This window comes from Methylosinus sp. H3A, from assembly GCF_015709455.1.
Taxonomy (GTDB): Bacteria; Pseudomonadota; Alphaproteobacteria; order Rhizobiales; family Beijerinckiaceae; genus Methylosinus.
The window spans coordinates 109,623-130,935 of the sequence record NZ_JADNQW010000002.1; the positions used below are offsets into that span (position 1 = coordinate 109,623).

Annotated in this window: 4 protein-coding genes; all 4 read left to right on the forward strand. The window is 66.8% G+C overall.

The features are described 5' to 3' along the window. Positions 1 to 1,323 precede the first annotated feature (1,323 nt). Positions 1,324 to 3,975 carry a hypothetical protein gene (locus IY145_RS00755; protein WP_196406493.1) on the forward strand — a complete coding sequence of 884 codons (2,652 nt, stop codon included), beginning with the start codon at positions 1,324 to 1,326 and terminating at the stop codon, positions 3,973 to 3,975. Beyond that, on the forward strand, positions 3,972 to 4,244 hold the full coding sequence (locus tag IY145_RS00760; RefSeq protein ID WP_196406494.1) for a hypothetical protein: 273 nt from the start codon (positions 3,972 to 3,974) through the stop codon (positions 4,242 to 4,244). The genes IY145_RS00755 and IY145_RS00760 overlap by 4 nt, the downstream gene beginning before the upstream one ends. Positions 4,245 to 4,387: 143 nt before the next feature. Beyond that, the gene (locus IY145_RS00765; protein ID WP_196406495.1) at positions 4,388 to 19,021 is read left to right on the forward strand and encodes a LamG-like jellyroll fold domain-containing protein; all 14,634 of its coding nucleotides are present in this window, start codon (positions 4,388 to 4,390) and stop codon (positions 19,019 to 19,021) included. Beyond that, positions 18,910 to 21,303: a LamG domain-containing protein gene (locus tag IY145_RS00770; protein WP_196406496.1), complete on the forward strand. Its 2,394-nt coding sequence runs from the start codon at positions 18,910 to 18,912 to the stop codon at positions 21,301 to 21,303. Before IY145_RS00765 ends, IY145_RS00770 begins: the two co-directional genes overlap by 112 nt. The last annotated feature ends 10 nt before the right edge of the window (positions 21,304 to 21,313 follow it).

Consider the following 21,313-nt stretch of genomic DNA (forward strand, 5'->3'; position numbering starts at 1 on the left):
CGGCGATGTGGTCGATGTCTTCGGCCGCTCCGGCTCCAAGGCGATCGGCGGCTCTATCCTCGTCGACGACATAGAGAACACCGTCTATGCGCGCATCGAAGGCGACGCCAAGGTCGGCATTGGCGCGAGCGGCGCGCTGACCATTCATGCGACCGAGGACATTTTCCGCCTCGCCATAGCGCAATCGGGCGGCAAGACGGATGACGGCGGCCAATTCGCTTTCGCCGGCAGCGGGCTCGCTTTGCGCCAGCGCAGCGACGTCGAGGCGGGGCTCGTCGCGACGGCGAGCTTCGGGCCGACGGTCACCGGCGGTGGCGCCGTGGACATAGAAGCGACGACGGGCGGAACCGAGGTGGAGATCGCCGGCACGATCATCGTCGCCGGCAAGGGCTCGAACGGGCTCGGCATGTCGGCGCTCGTCAATGATGTCGAGCGCAAAGTCTATAGTTTCATCGGCGCCGATCCGAGCAATGGCGGCGATCCGAATGCGACGCCGGCCGGCGCCGTGTCGATGAATGTCGGCGACACGTCTCTGTCGGCCACGACGACAGGCGTCGTCGTCGGCGTCGTGGGCACGGCGACGGTGCTGACTGGCCCGCAGGGCGCGCCGCAAAACCTCGGCGCCTCGGCGAATGATCCGCTCGACGGCATTTCGCTTCCCGCGCTGTTCGAGGAAGCGCCCAAGCCCAAGAGCGGCTATGGCGTCGCCGGCAGCGCCGGAATCAATTTCATTCGCGACACCGATCTGGCCTACATCAATGCGCGCGGCGCGCTGTCGGTCGGGACGCTGTCGCTCACCGCCGATAATACCCAGACGATCGTCGCCATCGTCGGCGGCGTCGCGGTTTCCGTCAATGCCGGCACGGGGCTCGGCGGCGGAACGACGATCGGCGGCGCCTTCGCGCTCAATCAGCTCACGGCGGATACGGAAGCCTTCATCGCCGATCGGCTCGCCGTCTCCGGCTCGCCGGACGCCAATGGGCTCGTCATCGCGAGCCATGCGGCGGCGCTCTCGACGCGCGATGAAATCTCGCTGAGGGCGACGCGCGGCGGCACGCTGGCGAGCTTCTCGGCCGCCGTCTCCGCCAACACCAATGAGCAGGGCAACGCCTTCGCCGGCTCGGTTTCGGTCAATCGAATGTCGACACCACAAAGGCGACGATCAATGGCGCCAAAGTCAGCGCCAATGGCGATGCGGCGCTCACCGCGCGTGACGAGGCGCAGCTCATCGCCATCGGCGGCGGCGCCAGCTACACGGCGGGCGCCAAGGGCGTCGGCGCTTCTCTCGGCTTCAATCAGCTCAGCGCCAGCACGGTCGCCGGCGTGCTCGGCGAAAAGCGTCGCAGCGCGCTGACGCTCGGCGACGATCTTTCGATTCTCGCTGTCGACGATCAGAAATTATGGGCTTTCGCCGCGTCGCTCGGCATTGCGACCGGCGGCGGCGTCGACAGCAAGGCCGTGGCTTTCACGCTCGGTATAAATGTCATCTCGACCGATCAGAAGATTTTCACCCGCGACAACTCCTCGCAGATTCTCGCGACGATCCAGAACGCCGATGTGATCGCCTCGGGCGTTTCGCTCGAAGCCAAGGACAATTCGGTCATTTATGCGGTCGCCGGCGCGCTCGGCGTGGGATCGCAGGGCCAGGCCTATGGCGTCGGCCTCGGCTGGAATCAGATTGCGTTGCAAGTGCGCGCTACTGTCGATGGTTCCTCCATCACCGCGGGAGCGGGCGGCGTCAGCATTACCGCGCATTCGACTCAGGACGGCCCGATCTCCGTCGCCGGCAAGATCGCGGCCGCCGCCGTGGGCGGCTCCAAAGGCAATGGCGCGACGGTCGGCGCGAGCCTCTCGGTCAATGGCGTCTATAATACGATCGAGGCGATCGTCTCCAACGGCTCGACGCTGCGCACGACGACGGGCACCGGCGGCTCAGTGAATCTGCGCGCGAGCGACGAATCGACGATCAACGCTCTGACCGGCGGCATCGCCATTTCCAGCTCGGGAAGCGCCGTCGGCGCGGCGATCGGCGCCAATTACATCGCCAATCAGGTGACGGCGAAGGTCGATGGCTCCACCGTCGATTCGAATGGCGACGCCATCATCGAGGCCGAGGAGACGGCGGCGATACATTCGCTCACCCTCGGCGGCGCCGGCGGCGACAATGTCTCCTTCGCCGGCTCGCTGTCGATCAATGTCATCGACGACACTGTGACGGCGGCCGTGATCGGCGCGGCGTCCAATCTTTCAGCGCGCAATAATCTGCGCGTGATCGCCGATGACACGGCCAATATCGTCGCCATCGCCGGCGGACTCGCCGCCGGCGGCGACGCGGGCGTCGGCCTCGCGGCGACCAATGTCACCATTCTCGACACGACCAAGGCCTATGTCGACGGCGCAGCGACGCTGTCGGCCGGCGGCGCCGGCAACGCCTTCACCGATGCGCTCGGTCAGTCGCGGCGCGGCCTCTCGATAGAAGCGACCGCCGGAGAATCCGTCGTCATCGTCGGCGTCGGCGGCGCCTTCGCCGGAGACGGCGCCGGCGCGGGAGCGCTCACCCTCACCTATATCGATGTGAGCGCGCTCGCCTATGAGGACGCGCCGAGCGTGACGCCGGCGGCGGGCGCGGGACTGCATTCGGATCACGACGTCGACATCGTCTCGCACGGACATTTGTCGCTGGTCGGCGTCGCCGGCGCCATCGCCGGCAGCGAGGTCGGCATAGGCGCGGGCGCGGACGCGGGCTATGTGAAGCGCCGCCTCGAGGCCTATGTCGGCGCCGGCGCAACCGCCAAGGGCGGCGACAATGTGATCGTCGACGCGCAAGGCGATGTGACGATCACCTCGGTTTCGGCGGCCATCGCGGGCGCCAGCGAGGGAGCGGGCGGCCTGACCATCGGCGTCTCCGTGCTCGATCTCACCGCCAAGGCGCATATAGACGCCGGCGCCGTGGTGCGCTCGGACGGCAATGTGCTCGTTTCGGCCGAGGACGACACCACGCTCGATCAAGTCTCCGGCAATGTCGCCGCCGCAGGGACGGGCGCCGGCGGCATCGCCGCGGGCGTCGGCTATGTGAAGAAGACGACCGAGGCCTATATCGCCGCGGGCGCCTCGGTGACGGCGCTGGCCAAATCCGGCAAGAGCGGCATTGTCGCCAATACCGGCGAATTCGGCGCGCCGCCCGCGACGGCCAATGCGCAGCAGCAGGGCGTCTCCAAGGATTTCGCCACCTCAGCCGTCGATTACTCCGCGAACACGATGAATGTCGCGGGGCATGGCTTCAGCACCGGCCAGGAAGTGATCTACACAGGTCAGTCGCTGGCGCTCGGCGGGCTGCAGACCGGCGGGCATTATTTTGTCATTCGCATCGACGACAATCACTTTGCGCTGGCGGCCGATAAGAGCGCCGCGCTGAACGGCCAGAAGATCGATCTCCTCGACACGGGCGTCGCATCGACCGCCCGCCATGTGGCGCAGACGCTGAACAGCACTGGCGTCCCGGCGATCAGCAATAAGGATTTCAACGATCCCACGCTCGCGAATAATCGCGATCGCAAGCCGCTCGTCGCGACGCAATCGGGCGTGATCATCGTCGCGGTCAGCGTCAATGATCTGACCAGCGCCGGCGTCGGCGTCGCCATCGCCGGCGAGGGATCGGGCGCGCTCGCGGGCTCGGTGACCGTGTATCAGATCGACACGCTCGCCCATATCGACCAGGGCGCGCGCATCAATGCGGATGAGGATACGGGCGCGGGCGCTGGGCAGAATGTGCTCGTCGCAGCGGGTCGCACCTATAATGGTCTCGCGATCGGCGGCGGCCTCGCCGGCTCGGGCACCTTCTCGGTGACGCCGGCCTTCGCCGCGCCGGTGCTGAAAGGCGCGACGGAAGCCTTCATCCAGGCGCGACGAGCGGCAATAGTTACGACACGATCGTCAACGCCGCGGGCGACGTCGCCGTCGTCTCGCATGCGGTGACAGATATTCTGAGCATCGCCGCGGGCATTGCCGCTTCGGGAGAAGTCGGCCTCGCCGGCTCCGCCGCGGTGATCGTCATCGACACATCGACGATCGCCTCCATCTCCGGCCGCGTGCGCGTGTCGGCGACGGGCGATGTTCTGGTCTCCGCCAAGGACGACACGACCACTTATGCGATCGGCGGCGCCGTCGGCGTCGGCATAGGCTCCGGGGCGGCGCGGGCGCCGTCGACGTCACCTCGATCAAGAAGACGACGCTGGCGACCATAGGCGATCATGCGATCGTCGACGCCTACGCCAATAGCGCCGCTTTCATCTCCGACGCGCCGGACGGGACCTATTCCAATAGTGGCGGCTTCGCGCAGAAGACCGCGCGCGGCGTCGCCGTCCTCGCGGCGACGTCCGAAAAAATCGTGTCGGTCGGCGCGAGCCTCGGCGCCGGCGCCTATGCCGGCATAGCGGGCGCGGTGACGGTGGAGCTCGTCGACTCCGACACTCTGGCGACGATCGGCGACGGCGCGCAGATCAATCAGAACACGGCGGCTACGGCCGCCAATTCGCAGAGCGTCATCGTCGCCGCGACCAACAAGCTCGATCTGCTCACTTTCGCCGGCGGTCTCGGCGCCAGCCTCGGCGCCGGCGTCGGCGCCTCTGTGGATGTCGGCGTGCTGCGCAACGACACGCAAGCGCTGATCGGCGCGGCGAGCGTGCGCGCAAAGGGCGACACGGATGTGTTCGCGCTGTCGCGCTGGACCGTAAACGCCAACGCCATCAGCGCCGGCGCCGGCCTCGTCGGCCTCGGCGGCGGCATTATCGTCTATTCGATCGGCGGCAATTTCACCGACAGCTATTCGACCTCGGATGGCTCCTCCTCGGCCCTCAGCAGCGACAAATCCACCGTGCTCACTTTCGTCGAGAGCACGGTCGGCACATTGTCCGGCCAGATGCAGACGAGCGACGCCTCGTCGCCCGCCTTCGATCCGGCGCAGAAGGTGAACGGCGCCGCCGAGACGATCGATCTTACCGCCGATCGCGGGCTGAAGACCGGCGACGCCGTCGTCTATGACGCGGGCGGCGGCAATGCGATCAAAGGGCTGAAGGACGGCGAGGTCTATTTCGTCATCGTCGACAGCGCTCATCCACAGCTGGTGAAGCTCGCCGCCTCTTATGAGGACGCGCAGGCGGGCCATGCGATCGACATAGACGCGGCCGGCGCCACGGGCTCGCAGCATCGTCTCGCCGCCGGCAATGCGCAGATCGCCAATATGGCGCGGAGCGCTTCGTCGGCGAACACGCCGGCGGGCAGGGTGAATTCGGCGACCAAGGCGACGAGCGGCGTCACCAGCGGCACGACCGCCGGCATACTGCAACATGCGGACATAGCGACCGGCAATCTCGATGTGATCTCGCGCGAGGCGCTGGATCTCACGGCGCGCGCCGGCGGTGTGGCGGGCGGCGCGGCGGCGCTCGGCGTCGGTCTCGCCATTGTGAGCATAGATGCGGACTCGACCGCCTTCGTCGCGCCGCAGACGACGATCACTGGGCTGAATCCCAGCGCCGGCGAGCTCACCGTCTCCGCCAATCTCGACTCCAATGCGCATGTGCTCGGCTTTGCCGGCGCGGTCAGCGGCTTCGTGTCGCTCGGCGGCGCGGTGTCGCTCATCGACGACACCAGCTCCGCGCGCGCCATGCTCGGCGCGACGCCCGGCGCCTCGCATGACGATTCCTCGACCATCGAGGCCTCTACGCTCGCGGATGCGACGATCGTCACGGGCTTCCATGACGTCAGCGTCAAATCCGTCGCCAATGTGAATCACTATCTCGCCGATGGCGCTTGGTCGGTGTCCGGCGTCGCCGGTCTCGGCGCGGCGGTGAGCAAGCTCACCATCGCGGGAACATCGCAGGCGATCGTCGGCAAGTTCACGCAGATCGGCTCCACTGCGGCGCAGGTCGTCGGCGATGTGAAGATCGACGCGCAGCGCACGGTTACGGTCAATCCCTTCGACGCCAATCAGCCCATGAGCATAGCCATAGGCGGCGGCGCCATTGTCGGCGCGGCGGCGGGCGTGACGCTCATCACCGTCAATGGCGCGGTCGCCGCGCGCATCGGCGATGATGCGGCCGTCTACGCCGGCGGCGAGGTGGATGTTCACGGAACCAGCACGACGACCGCGAATAATCTCGAGATCGACGGCGGCGCCATAGGCGGCATTGCGGTCGGCGCGGTGATCGCGCAGGCGAAATTCGCGCCCGTCATGGCGGTCGGCGTCGGCAAGCGCGCCGTCATCCGCAGCCGCACGACGGATGTCAAAGCAACGCAGACGACGTCCGTCAAGCTGCTCGGCTATGCCGCCGGCGGCGGACTGGCGAGCGGACAGGGGCTCGACATAGAGCTCGAGATCGATCCGACGACGACGACGACCATCGACGACGGCGCCGATATCGCCGCCACGCAATCGGCCTCGGTGCAGTCGGTGACGAATACGACCTCCTTCGCGAGCGGCGACGCCGGCAATTATGGCGGCGTCACCGTCATCGAGGGCGGAAGCACGAGCACGCTGAAGAACGCCAACAGCCTGAGCGTCGGAACCGGCGCGCATATAGCGGCGGGAACGGGCCTTACAGTGCTCGCCGACACCACCAATAATGCGAAGGCCGATGGCGACGGCGGCGCGGGCGCGGTGGTCTCCATCATCGGCGCGACCTCGACGGTCAACGCTTCCGATGCGACGACGACGACGATCGGCGGCGGCGCGCAACTCTCCGCGGGCGGCGATCTCTCGGTCGAATCGCGCACGTCCAGCACGACCAAATCCGCGCCGCACGCCTCGGCCGGCGGTCTCGGCGCCGATACGCGCGTCACCGGAAATCTCACCTATGGCGGCGCGACCAAGACAGATGTCGGCGCCTCGACGCTGACGGCAGGCGGAAAGCTCGACGTTCTCGCGCGCGTCACGACGCTCGATCTGAAGATCGACGCCGTCGCGGAATCGAGCGCGCTCGGCGCCAATTCCGAGGCGCATGCGACGCTGAGCCGTCCGGAGTCCGCTCCGGGCTCCTCCAGCCCCACATCCGATGCGCTGGTCGATCTGCACAGCGGCGCTGCGCTGAATGGCGGCGGCTCCGTCAATGTGAAGGCGCGCCAGGAATCCGTCACCAGCCTCGCGAGCGCCGACGCCACGACCAATGGTCTCGGCGCCTCGACCAACAGCTATGCGAAGAATGATTTCGACGTGACGACGCGCGTCGTGGCGGAGAGCGGCAGCGCCGTCCATACGCGCGCGCTGACGGTCGAAGCCTATGGCTCGCCCAATGTGTCCGGCTTCGTCGATGCGAGCTCGCATGGCGCGGCCATCGACACCGGCGCCGAGCATCCGTCGCAGACAATCGCCTATCAGCGGACCATCGATTTCAACGCCGATGTGTTCCTGTCCGGGCCGCCGGCGCCCGAGCTCGTCATCGACGCGGCCGGAAATATCGTCAAGCAGCAGGGCATAGGGACGGTCACATTCCAGAACGGCGTCTTCATCGTGCCGGATATCGTCAACACTTCGACCGCCGCCGGCACGGCGACCTTCTCCATTCCGAGCTGGGGGCAGGATCCGACGCCCGCGGGCTATGGCACGACGCCCGGCGAGGATTCGATCAAGGGCTCGCCCAAGATCACCTTCCTCACCGCCTTCGATCATGTCCTCATTCAGAATGCGTCGAATTTCGATGTGCGGATCGGGCTCGTCAATCCGCTGGCCGCGACGCCCAATTTCGCGCAGAACGTCGTCGTCGATGTGACCTATAAGAAGGACTTCCTGCCGGTCACGAGCGCCGATCCGGGCCACACCGCCGTCACCATCGCCAACACCTCGACCGCCGCGCGCACCAAGGTGACGCTGAACGACGCCATTCTCGACGCGCTCGGTCCGGTGTCGATCACGACCGCGAATGGCGATATCGTCGCGAATGCGAATGGCCGCATAGAGGCGACCACACTGTCGTTGTCGGCGCCCAAAGGCGCCATCGGCTCATCGGCCTCGCCGATCCGCACCGCTTCGACGCGCCTCGACGCGCTCGCGCGCGACGGAATCTTCATCAGCGAGACGGGCGATCTCGAAGTCGGCTCGGCAAGCTCGACGGGCGGAACCGTGAGCCTTGCGGCGACCGGCTCCATTCTCGACGCCGACGCTGGCGTCGCAGTCAATGTGAGCGCGCCCAATCTCGTTCTCAACGCCGGCGGCGGATCGATCGGCGCGAAAGCAGACGCGCTGCGCATCGATGCGAACCGCGCCGCCGGCTCCTTCACCGCCTCGGCCAATGGCGACCTTGTCGCGACGGATGTCGTTGGCGGGCTCGGAATTGGGACCGTCGCCTCGACGACAGGCGACATTGTGATCGGGACGCGCGACAGCAATGCGGTCGGCGAGGACATAATTTTCGGCGCGACCTCTTTCATGAGCGCGACCAAGGGCTCGGCTTCGCTCGCCGCTGGCGACAATATCGTCATGGCCGGGGGAGCGACGCTGAGCGCCGCCAAAACAGCGACATTGGCCGGCGACGCCAATGACGCGGATTCGGGCGTCGGCGCGCTGATCGATCTCGAAGGCGCGATCGCCGCCGCGGCGGTGTCGGTGGTCGGCCGCGCCGATCGCGACACGATCGTCATTCGCGGCGTATCGGCGAATGCGCCGCTGACCGTGACGACGGGCGGCGCCGAGGATGTGATCCTCGTCGGCAGCCGCGCGAGCGCGACGACCAATGCGAATGGCGAGCTGACGGGAACGAGCAACAGCGGCGGCAATCTCACGACGATCGTCGGAACGCTCACTGTGGCGGGCGCCGACGACGGGTTGGCGTCGCTGGATTTGGACAATTCCGGCTTAGCGCAGGGCGGGACCGGAACGATCTCCGACACGGATGTCGCCGGATTCGGCATGACCGGAAAGGTCGTCTACGGCAAGCTTCGCTCGCTCGCGCTGCATCTCGGCGTCGGAGCGGACACGGCGACTGTGCGCTCCACGGCGGCGGCGACCACGACCTCGCTGTTCCTCGGCGACGGGGCCGATTCGGTCGTCGTCTCGGGTGCCGATGGGACCGTGAATGGCGTCGCCGGAACGCTCATTCTCGACGGCGGCGCGGGCGCCGACACATTGCTGATCGACGACAGCGGCGACAAGGCGGCGAATGTCGGCGTCATCGGCGGCGCCAATGGCAATCGGATATTCGGCTTCGGAATGGGCGGGACCGACCAGATCACGGTGAATCCGGCCGCGGGCGTCGCCTATGGCGATTTCGCCGCGGTGACGGTGAAAGCCGGCTCCGGCGCCGACTCCATTTCTATCGCCGCCAGCTCGACAGATACGACCGTCGACGCCGGCGGCGGTGTGGACGCGATCACGCTGGGGCCGAACCTCACAAATATCCGCGGCCATGTTCTGGCGCTCGGCGGCGGCCAGGCGGGCGACGCTTTCTCGGCGAGCCCGACGGTCGACTCGAATCTGACGCTCGACGCCGTCTCCGCGACGCGCGGTCGCATCACTGCGGTCGGGATGGCGCAGTCGGTCGAGTTCGAAGGCGTCGGCTCGACCACCATCGCTCTCACCGGCGCGACGACCAATAGCGTCACGATCAATGGCTCAGCGACGCCGACAATCGTCGACTCCAATGGCGCTGTGGACCAGATTTTCGTTCACGGCGCCGGCCAGGCGACGACGATCCATCTCGGCGCGGGCGTCGATGACGCATTCGTCTATGGAACGAGCGCGCCGCTGCTGGTGACCGGCGCAGGCGTCGCAGACCGTCTGACCGTCGATCTCTCCGGAACGCCGGCCGCCACCAAGACGGGCGTGATCCGCGACGGCGCGTCCATCGGGGAAGGAGTCGTCTCCGGCCTCACTGGCGGCGACGTCACTTTCCGTTCTTTGGCCGAGGTCGATGTGAAGCTCGGCGACGGCAATGACATATTTGCGCTCGATCTCCACGCGGCCATTCTTCCGTCGACCGTGGTCGGCGTGCTCGGCGGCGGCGGCGACGATCTGATCGAGGCGCGAAGCGTCGGCGCGGCGCGAACGATCGTCGACGGGCAGTCCGGCAAGGACACGCTGAAAGTCGTCACTCCGACGCAGCCCGTCGCCAATCAGTTCACTTCCATCGACAAGACGGTGGAGCAGCTCATCGTCGACAATTCGGCGAATACGACGGTCGCGACCGCCTGGACGCTTCTCGACACCGATCTCCAGGCCGCAACGCTTCCCTCGGGAGCGCCGGTTTCGGTGATCTCGACGGCCGGCGCCGATTTGACGCGCATTCTCGGCGGCAAGACGGGAGCGGACACGCTCGACATCGTGTCCACGACCACAGCCAATGTGAATGTCACCATCGACAATAATCGCATCACGCTGCAATCGGGCCTCGTCGTCGTCACCCAGCCCGATCCGGCGAAGGACTTCGACGTCTATCGCAACTACGACAGCGTGCTCAATTTCGACCGGCTGCGCGAGCATGACCTCGTCCATGCGTCGAACGGCTTCAGCCTTTCGACCTCCAACAGCGCCGGCTTCATTCGGTCGGACGCCATCAGCCCGGCGGCGCAGGCGCGCGCCAATGGCGATGTGCTCACGCTGCAGGCGGCGCGCGCCGACGGAACGGCGAATGGCGACGGCTTCACGCTCTATTCGCTGGAGCTCGCCAATATGGCGGCGAGCGGAACCGCGGTGGTCGTATTGACCGGCCATACGCTCGGCGGCCGGACGGTGACCGCGGAGCTCGACGTCGCGGCCGGCGCCGGCTTCCAGCGCTTCGACACTTCGCTGGCGAGCTTCTATGGTCTCGACAGGGTGACGCTGACGGCGAAAGACGCGTCGACGCCGTTCGGCTCCATTCTCGTCGATAATATCGTCGCCGTGGACGATCTGCCCAATGCGGCGGCGACCGTCGCCCCGGCGACCGTGCCGACCTTCACGATCTCGAGTGATTTCTCGATCGACACCACCGTGAAATCGGGCCAATGGATCTGGATCAACTCCGGCAAAATTCAGGTCGATTACAACAATGGCGGAGCGACCGTCGACGACACGCTCGATTTCACCAATGGCGGCTGGTGGTATCTGGGCTATAGCCAGTCCGGCTTCTCGATCACCGCCGACGCGAGCGCGATCGGTTCGAACAATGGCATGATCTTTGTGAATTTCGCCGGCGATCTCAGCCTGCCGGCGGGGCTGAAAGTGTCGGCTGTGGGCGCCAATGCGCTGTCCTTCGATGTCGCTAACAATGTCCAGCTCGCCGACAATGTCACCTTCGATCTCGCCGCCCATAATCAGACTGCGGGCTCCGGCGGCGGCGTGGCGGGCGGCTCCGGCGGCGGCGCCTCTGGGGCGGTCGGCGGTTATGGCGGCGGCGGCGGCTCCAATGGCAGCCTGCCGTCGGATTTCACCTTCCAGGGGACGACGTCCGCGGGACAAGGCGTCGGCGGACCTTACGGCACGGGCGACGCCCATGGTGGTGGCGGCGGCTATGGCGCCCCGAGCTATTACGGCGGCGGCGGCGGCGGCGGCGGCGGCGGCGGCGCCTGGCAGGATTTTGGCCGCGGCGGCGGCATCGGCGGCGACGGCGGCTGGGGCCATTACGGCGCTTGGGGCGGCTCCGGCGGCGGGGGCGGGCTCGGCGTCGGCAATCAATATAACGGCTCGGCGGGCTCCGGCGGCGACCAAGGCTACGGCGGATACGGCGGCTCCGGCGGCGACGGCGCCTATGGCGCCTATGACATCGTCAACGGCCAAAGGCTGCGCGACGGCGACGGCTATGACGGCGGCGGCGGCGGCACTGGCGGAACCGGGGGAACCGGCGGCGACGGATTCGCGGGAGCGAATTCTACGACCGGCCTCGCCATTTCCGGCGGCATGGGCGGCGGCGGCGGCGGTGGCGGCGGCGGTGGCGGCTCGGGCGGCGGCGGCGGTGGCGGCGGCGGCGGCAATGGCCGGCACTACACGAGCGGCTTCCTCGGCCTCACCGATAATTATGTGGGCGGCGGCGGCGGCGATGGCGGCGGCGGCGGCGGCATTGGCGGCAATGGCGCCTCGGGCGGCATGGGCGGCGCGGGCGGCGGCGCCTTCCAGCTCGTCGCGCAGGGCCAGATCCGCGTCGGCAATAGCGACGTCTTCACCGCGGTCGGCGGCGGCGGCGCGACTGGCGGCGGCGGCGCCAATCCCGATTCGAATTACGGGCCGTCCGGCAGCTGGCAGGGCGGCGGCGACAGCTCCGACGCGCATCACGGCGGCAATGGCGGCACAGGCGGCCCTGGCGGCCCCGGCGGCGGCGGCGGCGACGGCGCTGGCGGCTCCGGCGGCACGATCAAGCTCTACGCGTCCGATCTCACCTCCGGCGGCGCGACGCTGAAGACCTCCGTCTCGACGTCGGGCGGCGCGGGCGGCGGAACGGCGGACAAGGGCGGCGAGGGACGTTTCATCGTCGCGAGCAACACGTCGCTCACTTTCCAGAGCGGCGGGAATGTCGTCTCCGGCAATGGCGGGCAGACGGCCTTCGCCGCGACCGATCCGAATGTCGAGCATTTCATCGGCCCGCGGCAGGCCAATCCCTATGTCGCGGGAACGCCGCAGACGCCGACGATCGTCGGTCTCGCGGGCGGCGCGGACATCTATGGCGTCGTCTCGGGACTCGATGCGGGCGCGATCGACTTCAACACCACGACGACGCAATTGGATCACGCTCCTGCGGACGCGCTGCTCGCGGTCATGCTGCTCGACAAGAGCGTCGGCGCGCTGAACCAGGATTATACGGGCTATGATCTGCTGATCGTCGCCAATGTCTCGACGATCAATGTCGCCAATCCGACGCTCAGCATCGACGGCGCCACGGCGCAAGCGCTGAAGACCAATGGCGTCGGCGCCGATCAGGCGCTGACGAGCCTCGCTCCGGGGCAGGTGTGGGCGACGCTGGTTCCGGAAGGCAGCGCGCATAATCACACATTCACGGCGTCGATCGGCGTGAACGCCTCCGGCGCGACGACGCTCACCGGCAATACGCTGTCGCTCGGCGGCAACGTCCAATATCTCTCCATCGCGCGCCCATCCGCGCCGACCGTCGCGCAGCTCACCGGCTTCGACGCCATAGCGGCCGATCCGGGCGCCAATCACATCTTCGGCGTCTCCACCGCGACCAGCTCTCTCGTCGTCGTGAACGCCGATGACGGATCGCAGCGCCAATTGTTCAAGGAGGCCCAGAACGGCGTCTCCGGCCTCACGAGCGTCTCCAATGTGCTCGTGACCGGGACCGACGGTTTCGTCATCACCGAGAGCGCGACGACTGGCAGGCTCGCGACATTCAAGCTCGCCTCGGCGACCGGCGATCTTTCCTTCGCGCAATCGCAATCGGATGGCGGCTCCTATTACGACTCGATGCGCTATGACGCATCGACAAAGGTGCTGACGACGACGGGCTCGGGCGGCCTGCGCAGCTATTCGCTGAACACGACGACCGGCGCGCTCACTTTGATCTCGACTCAGTCCGGCGCGAGCAGCGCCGCGACGGAAACGATCGCGCAGAATGGCTTCACCTATTCGGTGAACGCTTCGACCGGCAGCCTCACTGCGGCGAATGCGACGACCGGCGCCTCTCAGACTCTCGCAGGCGCGACCAACGGACTCGTCGGCGCCTCCGATGTGGCTGCGAGCCCCGATGGCGGCTTCGTCTATGTGACGAGCCAGAGCGGCGCCACGCTCTCCGTCTTTGAGGTCACGAATTCCACTACGCAGCCGCTCGTCTTCGTCGAGACTCTGCGCAATGGCGCCAATGGCGTGCGCGGGCTCGACGCGCCGACCGATGTCGCCGTCACCGCCGATGGCCAATATGTGCTGGTGACGGCGCGCGGAGCCAATGACATCTCCGTGTTCCAGCGCGATCAGCAGACGGGCGCGCTCGGCTTCGTCCAAGTCGTGCGCGACGCCGTCGGCGGCGTGCGCGGCCTGCTGACCCCCACCTCTCTGATCCTCGGACCGCAGAACGGCTCCACGCTCACCGCCTATGTCGGCAGCCTCGGCTCGACGACGCAGCAGGGCGGCCTCGCGACATTCAATGTCGATCTCTCGCCCAAGGCGCCGCCGATCGCATTCACGACGGAGCACACCGATATAGAGTCGATCGGCGTCACGACCGGCGTCGGCGACGACACTGTGTCGCTCGTCTCCGCGCCGCCGGCGATCGTCGGCGCGACCAAGGTGAATACGGGCGAAGGCTCCGACCATGTCGTCGTCGCCGACTATCGCGGCGCGACCGGCATCGATCTCGGCGCCGGCGCGGACAGTCTCGATCTGCGCGTCGTCAACGCCAAGACGGCGGCCGACACGCTCGCCATTCATGGCGGCGCGGACGCCGACGCGATCGATGTGCAGAACACAGGCGCAGGCGCGACGACGACGATCGACGGCGACGCCGGCTCCGATGTGATCACGATCGAGAAGGTGGGCGCCGCGGCGCATACGACAGTCTCCGGCGACGCCGACCCGGACATTGTGCGCGTCTCGCTTCCCAACCTGCCCTCCGATGCGGTGACCACGCTGCATGGCGACGCGCCCGGCGTGGCGCCCGGCGACACGCTGATCGTCGATCCGCAGGATCCGAACGCCTCCATCCTCGTCGGCGGCGTCGCCGGCCTGCCGATCCCGCAGACCAATGGCTCGATCAGCCTCGCGGGCAAGGGCGCGGTCGCTTATGACACTTTCGAGGGGCTGACGGTTCTGTCGTCGCCGATCGTGTCCTTCTCCGCGCCGAGCTATTCGACCTCGGAAGGTTCGAGCGTGACGCTGACCGCCAATGTGCAGGCGTTGGGCTCGACCAATTCGCTGTCCGGTCCGGTCGTCTTCGACATAGACGGCGACGGCCAGTTCGGCGAAGTGATCGGAACGGCTCTCGGCGGCGGCGTCTATCGCGTGACGCTTCCCTGGGATCGCCTCGTCGATCTCGGCCTCGCCGACAATGGCCTCTATACGATCGCGGTGCGCGCGACCAATTCCGACGGTCTCTCCACCACGGCGGTGTCGAAAATCCAGATCGCCGACACGCCGCCGGCGGTCGCCGTTTCCGGAGCGCATTCGGCGACGGTCGGAACGCCCTTCACCATCGGCTTCACGGCGACCGATCCTTCGCCGATCGATCGCGTGCTCGAATGGCGCGTCGATTGGGGCGATGGTTCCGCTGTCGAGACTTTCGGCGCCGACGCCACACAGGCGAGCCATGTCTATGCCGCGCCCGGCAATGTCGCGATCCGCGCCACCGCGGTGGACAAGGATACGACTCCGACCGGAGCGACCTCCGCCGCTTATGCGGTGACGGTCGGTCTCTCGGCGAACAATATCGATACGGGCGGCCCCTATCGCATCGCGGAGGGCCAGTCGCTCACGCTGACCGCGCAAGCGACCGGCGCGCCGCTCTCCTATGGTTGGGACATCAACAATGATGGGACGATCGACAAGAGCGGCGCGACGGCGAGCTTTTCCTGGAGCGAGCTGACGGCGCTCGGCGTCAATGACAGCGGCGTCTATTCCGCGCCGCATGTGATCGTCGGCTATGCGACGATCGGCTCGGCGACGCCGACGACGATCTCCAAGGCGGTCGGCGTGACGGTGGACAATGCGCCGCCGAGCTTCGTCTCCTTCGGCAATAGCGGCCCGGTGAGCGAAGGCGCGGCCTCCGCGACGGTGACATTCTCCGGCGTGACCGATCCGTCGATTGTCGACGCCGCGTCGCTGACCTATCGCTACGATTTCGACAATAATGGAAGTTTCGATCTCGTGCAGGGCGCCGGCGCCGCCACGGTTCCGAGCCAATATTTGCGGCAGAGCGGCGCGCTGCTCGTTCACGGCCAGATCGTCGACAAGGACGGCGGCGTCGCTGACGCCTATACGACGATCACGATCAATGAGGTCGCGCCGACGCTGAATGTCGTGAGCGCCGCCACGGCCGATGAGGGCGCGGTCTACAGCCTGTCGCTGGCGGCGACCGATCCGGGCGCCGATAAGATCAAATGGTGGGATGTGAATTGGGGCGACGGCGCGCAGGATCACATTCTGATCGACGCGGCCGCCGCCAATGGCAATGTCGTCGCGACGCATTCCTATGCGGATAATGGCGCCTATACGATCAAGACCGGCGCGACCGATAATGACGGCGCCTATGTCGCGGCCGACAGAAACGTCACCGTGCTCAATGTGGCGCCGACGCTGCAGACTGTCGTCGTCGCGCCGGCCGCGGGGCCGGGGTCGGCCGAGATCGCCGAGAACGCGTTCGCGCGCCTCAGCGGCCGCATCGTCGATCCGGGAACGCTCGACAGCTTCCGGCTGAATGTCGCCTGGGGCGATGGGCAGAGCGAGATCGTCGATCTTGCCGCCGGGGCGCTCAATTTCGATGTCGCTCATCGCTATGTTCAGGACGGCGTCTATACGATCACGACCAATATCGTCGACAAGGATCAGGGCGCCAGCGCCCCGACGGTTGTGAGCCTGAAGGTCGATAATGTCGCGCCCGTCGCCGGCGCATTGAGCGTCGTTCCGAGCACATCGCAAGAGGGCTCCTCCGTCACCGTCTCCGGCGTCTACACGGATGCGGGGCCGCTCGATCTCCATTCGATCGCGATCGATTGGGGCGATGGCTCGAGCTCCGCGAGCGCGGGCGCCGGCGCGACGATTATCGTCGATGCGGTCAATCGCGCCTTCACCGCGACCCATGTCTATCTCGACAATCCGGTCGCCGGCGCCAACTACACGATATCCGCGATCGTGACCGACGACGCCGGGGCCAAGAGCAATGTCTCGACCGCCGCTGTCATCGTGACAAATGCGGCGCCGATCATCGCCGATCTCACGCTGAACGGCGTCGCCGCGCAAAAGCAGACGATCGGCGGCGCGCTCGCTTCCAGCCTCACAATCGACGAGAATGGGACCGTGACATTGCTGGGTCGCTTCGCCGACGCCGGCGTCCTCGACACGCATTCGGGCGCTGTGGTCTGGGGCGACGGCGGCGCCTCTGCGCTGACGATCGACGAGGCGAGCCACACATTCACGGCGACGCATCGCTATCTCGACGACAATCCGACGGGAACCGCGGCCGATGATTATCGCATCGATCTGACGCTCTCCGACAAGGATGGCGCCTCGGCGACGATCAGCGCCGCGGTCACTGTGGCGAATGTCGCGCCGGTCTTCACCACCTTCACCAATAATGCGGCGGAGGTCGGCAATGTGCTGCCGGGCGAGCCGGTCGTGCTCTCGGGCGTCTTCGCCGATCCGGGAACGCAGGACAGCTATACGCTCATCGTCGATTGGGGCGACGGCACTGCCGCCGAGACGCTCGCCTATGCCGCCGGAACGCGCGACTTCCAGCTGACGCACAACTACCGCGATCCGGGCTTCTGGACGATCTCGGCGCATCTTTCCGATGATGATCTCGGCGTCGCGACCGCGACCACCGAGGCGCGGCTCACCGGCGTCGCCCTGCTCGACGGCGTGCTGCGCATCGCCGGAACGCCACAGGACGACACGGTGATCGTGCGCAAGCCGCTCGAGCCGGTCGCCTATTGGAACTTCAATGAGACGAGCGGAACCTCCGTCGCCGACAGCGCCGGAACGCCGCAGAATGGAACGCTCTATACGGATCGCGCGCCGGACCGCGCCGATCCGGGGCCGTCCGCCGCTTTCGCGCCTTTCGGCGCGGCCAATTCGATCGAGTTCCACGACGACAAGAAGGAATATGTCGCCGTCGCCGACGATGCGGTCTTCAATCTCGCGAGCGGCGCGGTGCAGCTCTGGTTCGACGCCAATGACACGGGCCATGACCGGGGCGACACGCAGGTCTTGTTCTCGAAGAGCAAGAGCGGTCTCGGCGCCGGCCAGCTGACGATCGGCGTCGATCATGGGACGCTGTTCGCCGAGCTCGAGGGCGCCGATGCGACCGGGCGGCTGAGTGTCTATCGCGTCGAGGGCTGCGACGACGTCGCCTGCGGCGATTGGCACAATGTCGCCTTCACCTTCGGCGAAGCCGGCATGAAGCTCTATCTCGATGGCGCGCTCGTCGGCGAGAACGCCTATACGGGCGGATTGCAGGGCAATCACGAGGCGATCGTCATCGGCGCGTCCAACGCCGACAATCGCAACACGTCCGGCAATCTCTCCAAGCTGACGATCAGTGATCCTTTCTCCGGGCACATAGACGAGGTCTCCGTCTATGGCCGCCAGCTGAACGATCAGCAGGTGATGGATGCGATGCGGAAGGGCGCGCGCGGCGCGAATGATCCCAATGGCGCGACGATCGAGGTCTATGCGAGCTTCCTGCCGATCATCGGGCAGAATGTGATCAAGACCTTCGCCGCCGCCGATGTGAAATCCATCCTCATCGCCACGGGCGGCGGAAACGACATTGTGACTGTCGATGCGAGCGTCGATGCGCCGCTGACGGTGAAGGCCGGCGACGGAAACGACACGGTTCGCGCGGGCTCGGGCGCCTCGGCGCTGCTCGGCGGCCTCGGCGACGACACGCTGGTCGGCGGCGCCGCCAGCGACGTCATTCTGGGCGGCGACGGCGCCGATTATCTCGTCGGCGGCGGCGGCGCCGATCTCATCGACGGCGGCGACGGCGTCGACACCGTCTCCATGCCGATTGTGCAGCCGACCGCTTATTGGTCCTTCGACAAGGTTACGAATGGCGTCGTCGCCGACTCGGTCGGAACGCCGCAGAACGGAACCTTCTACGGCGCGTCCCTGCACGGATCGGACGACGGCGCGGCGACAGCCGACAATGTCTCCTATGACGCCGGCGCCAATGCGAGCTTCCGGGGCGACACGCGGCAATATGTGGCGGTCGCCGACGATGCGGCGCTGCATTTGGCGGATGGGACGATCGCCTTGCTGTTCGACACCGGCGAAGCGCGGGCGATCAGGTGCTGTTCACCAAGAACGGCTATGGCAATAATGAGGGCGATCTCACCATTGGCGTCGCGAACGGCCGCGTCTATGCGCGGCTCGAGACGGGAACGACCTCCTATACGGTGACGAGCTGCGACGATATCGGCTGCGGATGGCGTCAGCTGGCCTTCAGCTTCGGCGCCGACGGCATGAAGCTCTATATCGACGGCGCGCTCGTCGACGCCAATTCCTACAGCGGCGGCCTCGCGAATAATCGCCAAGCGATCGTGATCGGCGCCTCGGACGAAGCGAACCGAAACCAGTCCGGCGATCTCTCCAAGCTGACCGTCACCAAGGCGTTCCGCGGCTCCATCGACGAGGTCGCGGTGTTCGGCCAGGCGCTGAATGGCGACCAGATTCGCCGTCTCGTCGTCTCGGGTCCGCGGCTGGCGAGCGCCGGCCCCGGCTTCAGCGGCGCGCTTTCGGATTATCAGCTGTCCTTCGTCGGCGGCGCGCTTCAAGTCGCCGATACGCGTCCCGCGCTGCCGCAAGGCGTCGCCTATTGGTCGCTCGATGAAGCGCGTGGCTCTACGACGCTGGCGGATAGCGCCGGCGCGCCGCAGAACGCGACCTTCGTGACAAAGCTCGCCACCGATCTCGGCAACGCCGGGCCGTCCGCGACCGCGGCGCCCTTCGGCGCCGGGACATCGGCGGCGTTCCACAAGGATCCGCGCGGCTATATCGCCGTCGCGAATTCCGACGATTTCGCGCTCGACGAGGGCGCGATCCAGCTGTGGTTCGATGCGAGCCGCACGTCGGGAACGCAGACCTTGTTCTCGAAGGATGGCGCCCATGCGCAGGACGGCCTCACCATCAGCCTCGTCGGTCAGCATCTCGAGGTGAAGCTCGACGGCGACGATGGCGCGCATGTCATCGACACGCTCAATGTCGTCTCGGCGGGCTCATGGAACCATCTCGCCTTCACCTTCGGCCAAGGCGGGATGAAGCTCTATGTCAATGGCGTGCTCGTCGGCGAAGATTCCTATACGGGCGGCGTCGCCGGCAATCGTGAGGCGATCGTCATCGGCGGCTCGAATGCGAGCGACTCCGACGCTTCCGGCGATCTGACCAAGCTTCGCGTCACCAACGCCTTCGGCGGCCTCATCGACGAGGTGGCGATCTTCGGCGGTTCCGTCGATCAAGCCTTCGTGCGCCGCATGATGAAGGAAAGCGCGCAAAAGCTGATCGCCGAAGGCGCCGCCGGCCCGACCATCGATGGCACGGATCAGCTGGAAGGAGTCGAGCGCCTCGCTTTCGCCGATGGAGCCTCCGCCTATGTGCTCGGCCGTTCCAACCCCGCCACATTGACGACCGCCGATGTGCAGGCTCTCGCCGGCAATGGCCAGCTGGTCGTGCTCGGCGACGGCGGCCAGCCACTGCATCTTTCCGGCGCCTGGGGCGACATCGGCCAGCGCGCGATCGGCAATATTCTCTATGACGTCTACCACAACAGCAGCGCGCAGCTTCTCGTGCAGTCCGGTGTGCAGGTGACCGTCGATCAGCAATTGCTGACGCCGATCGCCTACTGGACCTTCGACGACGCAGGCTCGGCCGTCGCCGATAGTGCGGGCGCGGCGCAGAATGGGGTGTTCTATGCCAATGGCCGGCCGGATCGGGACGACGCCGGCCCGTCGACGGCGATCGCGCCCTTCGGCGCCGGAGCCTCGGCCGACTTCCACGACACCAGCCGAGAATATGTCGCCGTCGCGAATGATCCGGCCTTCGCCGTCGGCGAGGGCGCGATCCAGCTCTGGTTCGACGCCCGTTCGACCTTCGGACAACAGACGTTGTTCGCCAAGGACGGCGCCGGCTTGAACAACGGACTGACGATCGGACTCGATGGCAATCGTCTGGTTGCGCAGATGGAAGGGCCGACCGGCGTCTATACGATCCGCTCGTCGACGACGGTGGCCGCCGGGGCGTGGCACAATCTCGCTTTCACCTTCGGCGTGGGAGGCATGAAGCTTTATCTGGATGGCGCGCTCGTCGGAACCAATGCCTATGCCGGTGGATTGACCGCGAACCAATCGGCCATAGTGATCGGCGGCTCCGATGAAACCACCGTCGGCGCCGCGAGCGATTTGTCGAAGCTGAAGATCACGAAATCCTTCGACGGACATATCGACGAAGTCGCCTTCTTCGGCCAGGCGCTCACCGCCAATCAGATCCAGCAGGCCGCCGTCGCGGGGGCCTTCGGAGTGGCGAGCACAGATGTACCGGTCAGCGTCGTTCCGCCGCCTCCGTCTCCCCCCGTTCCGCATTGCTCGGACCTCGACGACTGGCTGTGGTTCGACTCCGAGCACAAGCGGAACCACGCCGATCACGGCGGTCATGCGCAGCACGGCGAGGATTGGCGCTTCGACTGGTAGTCGCGCGGGG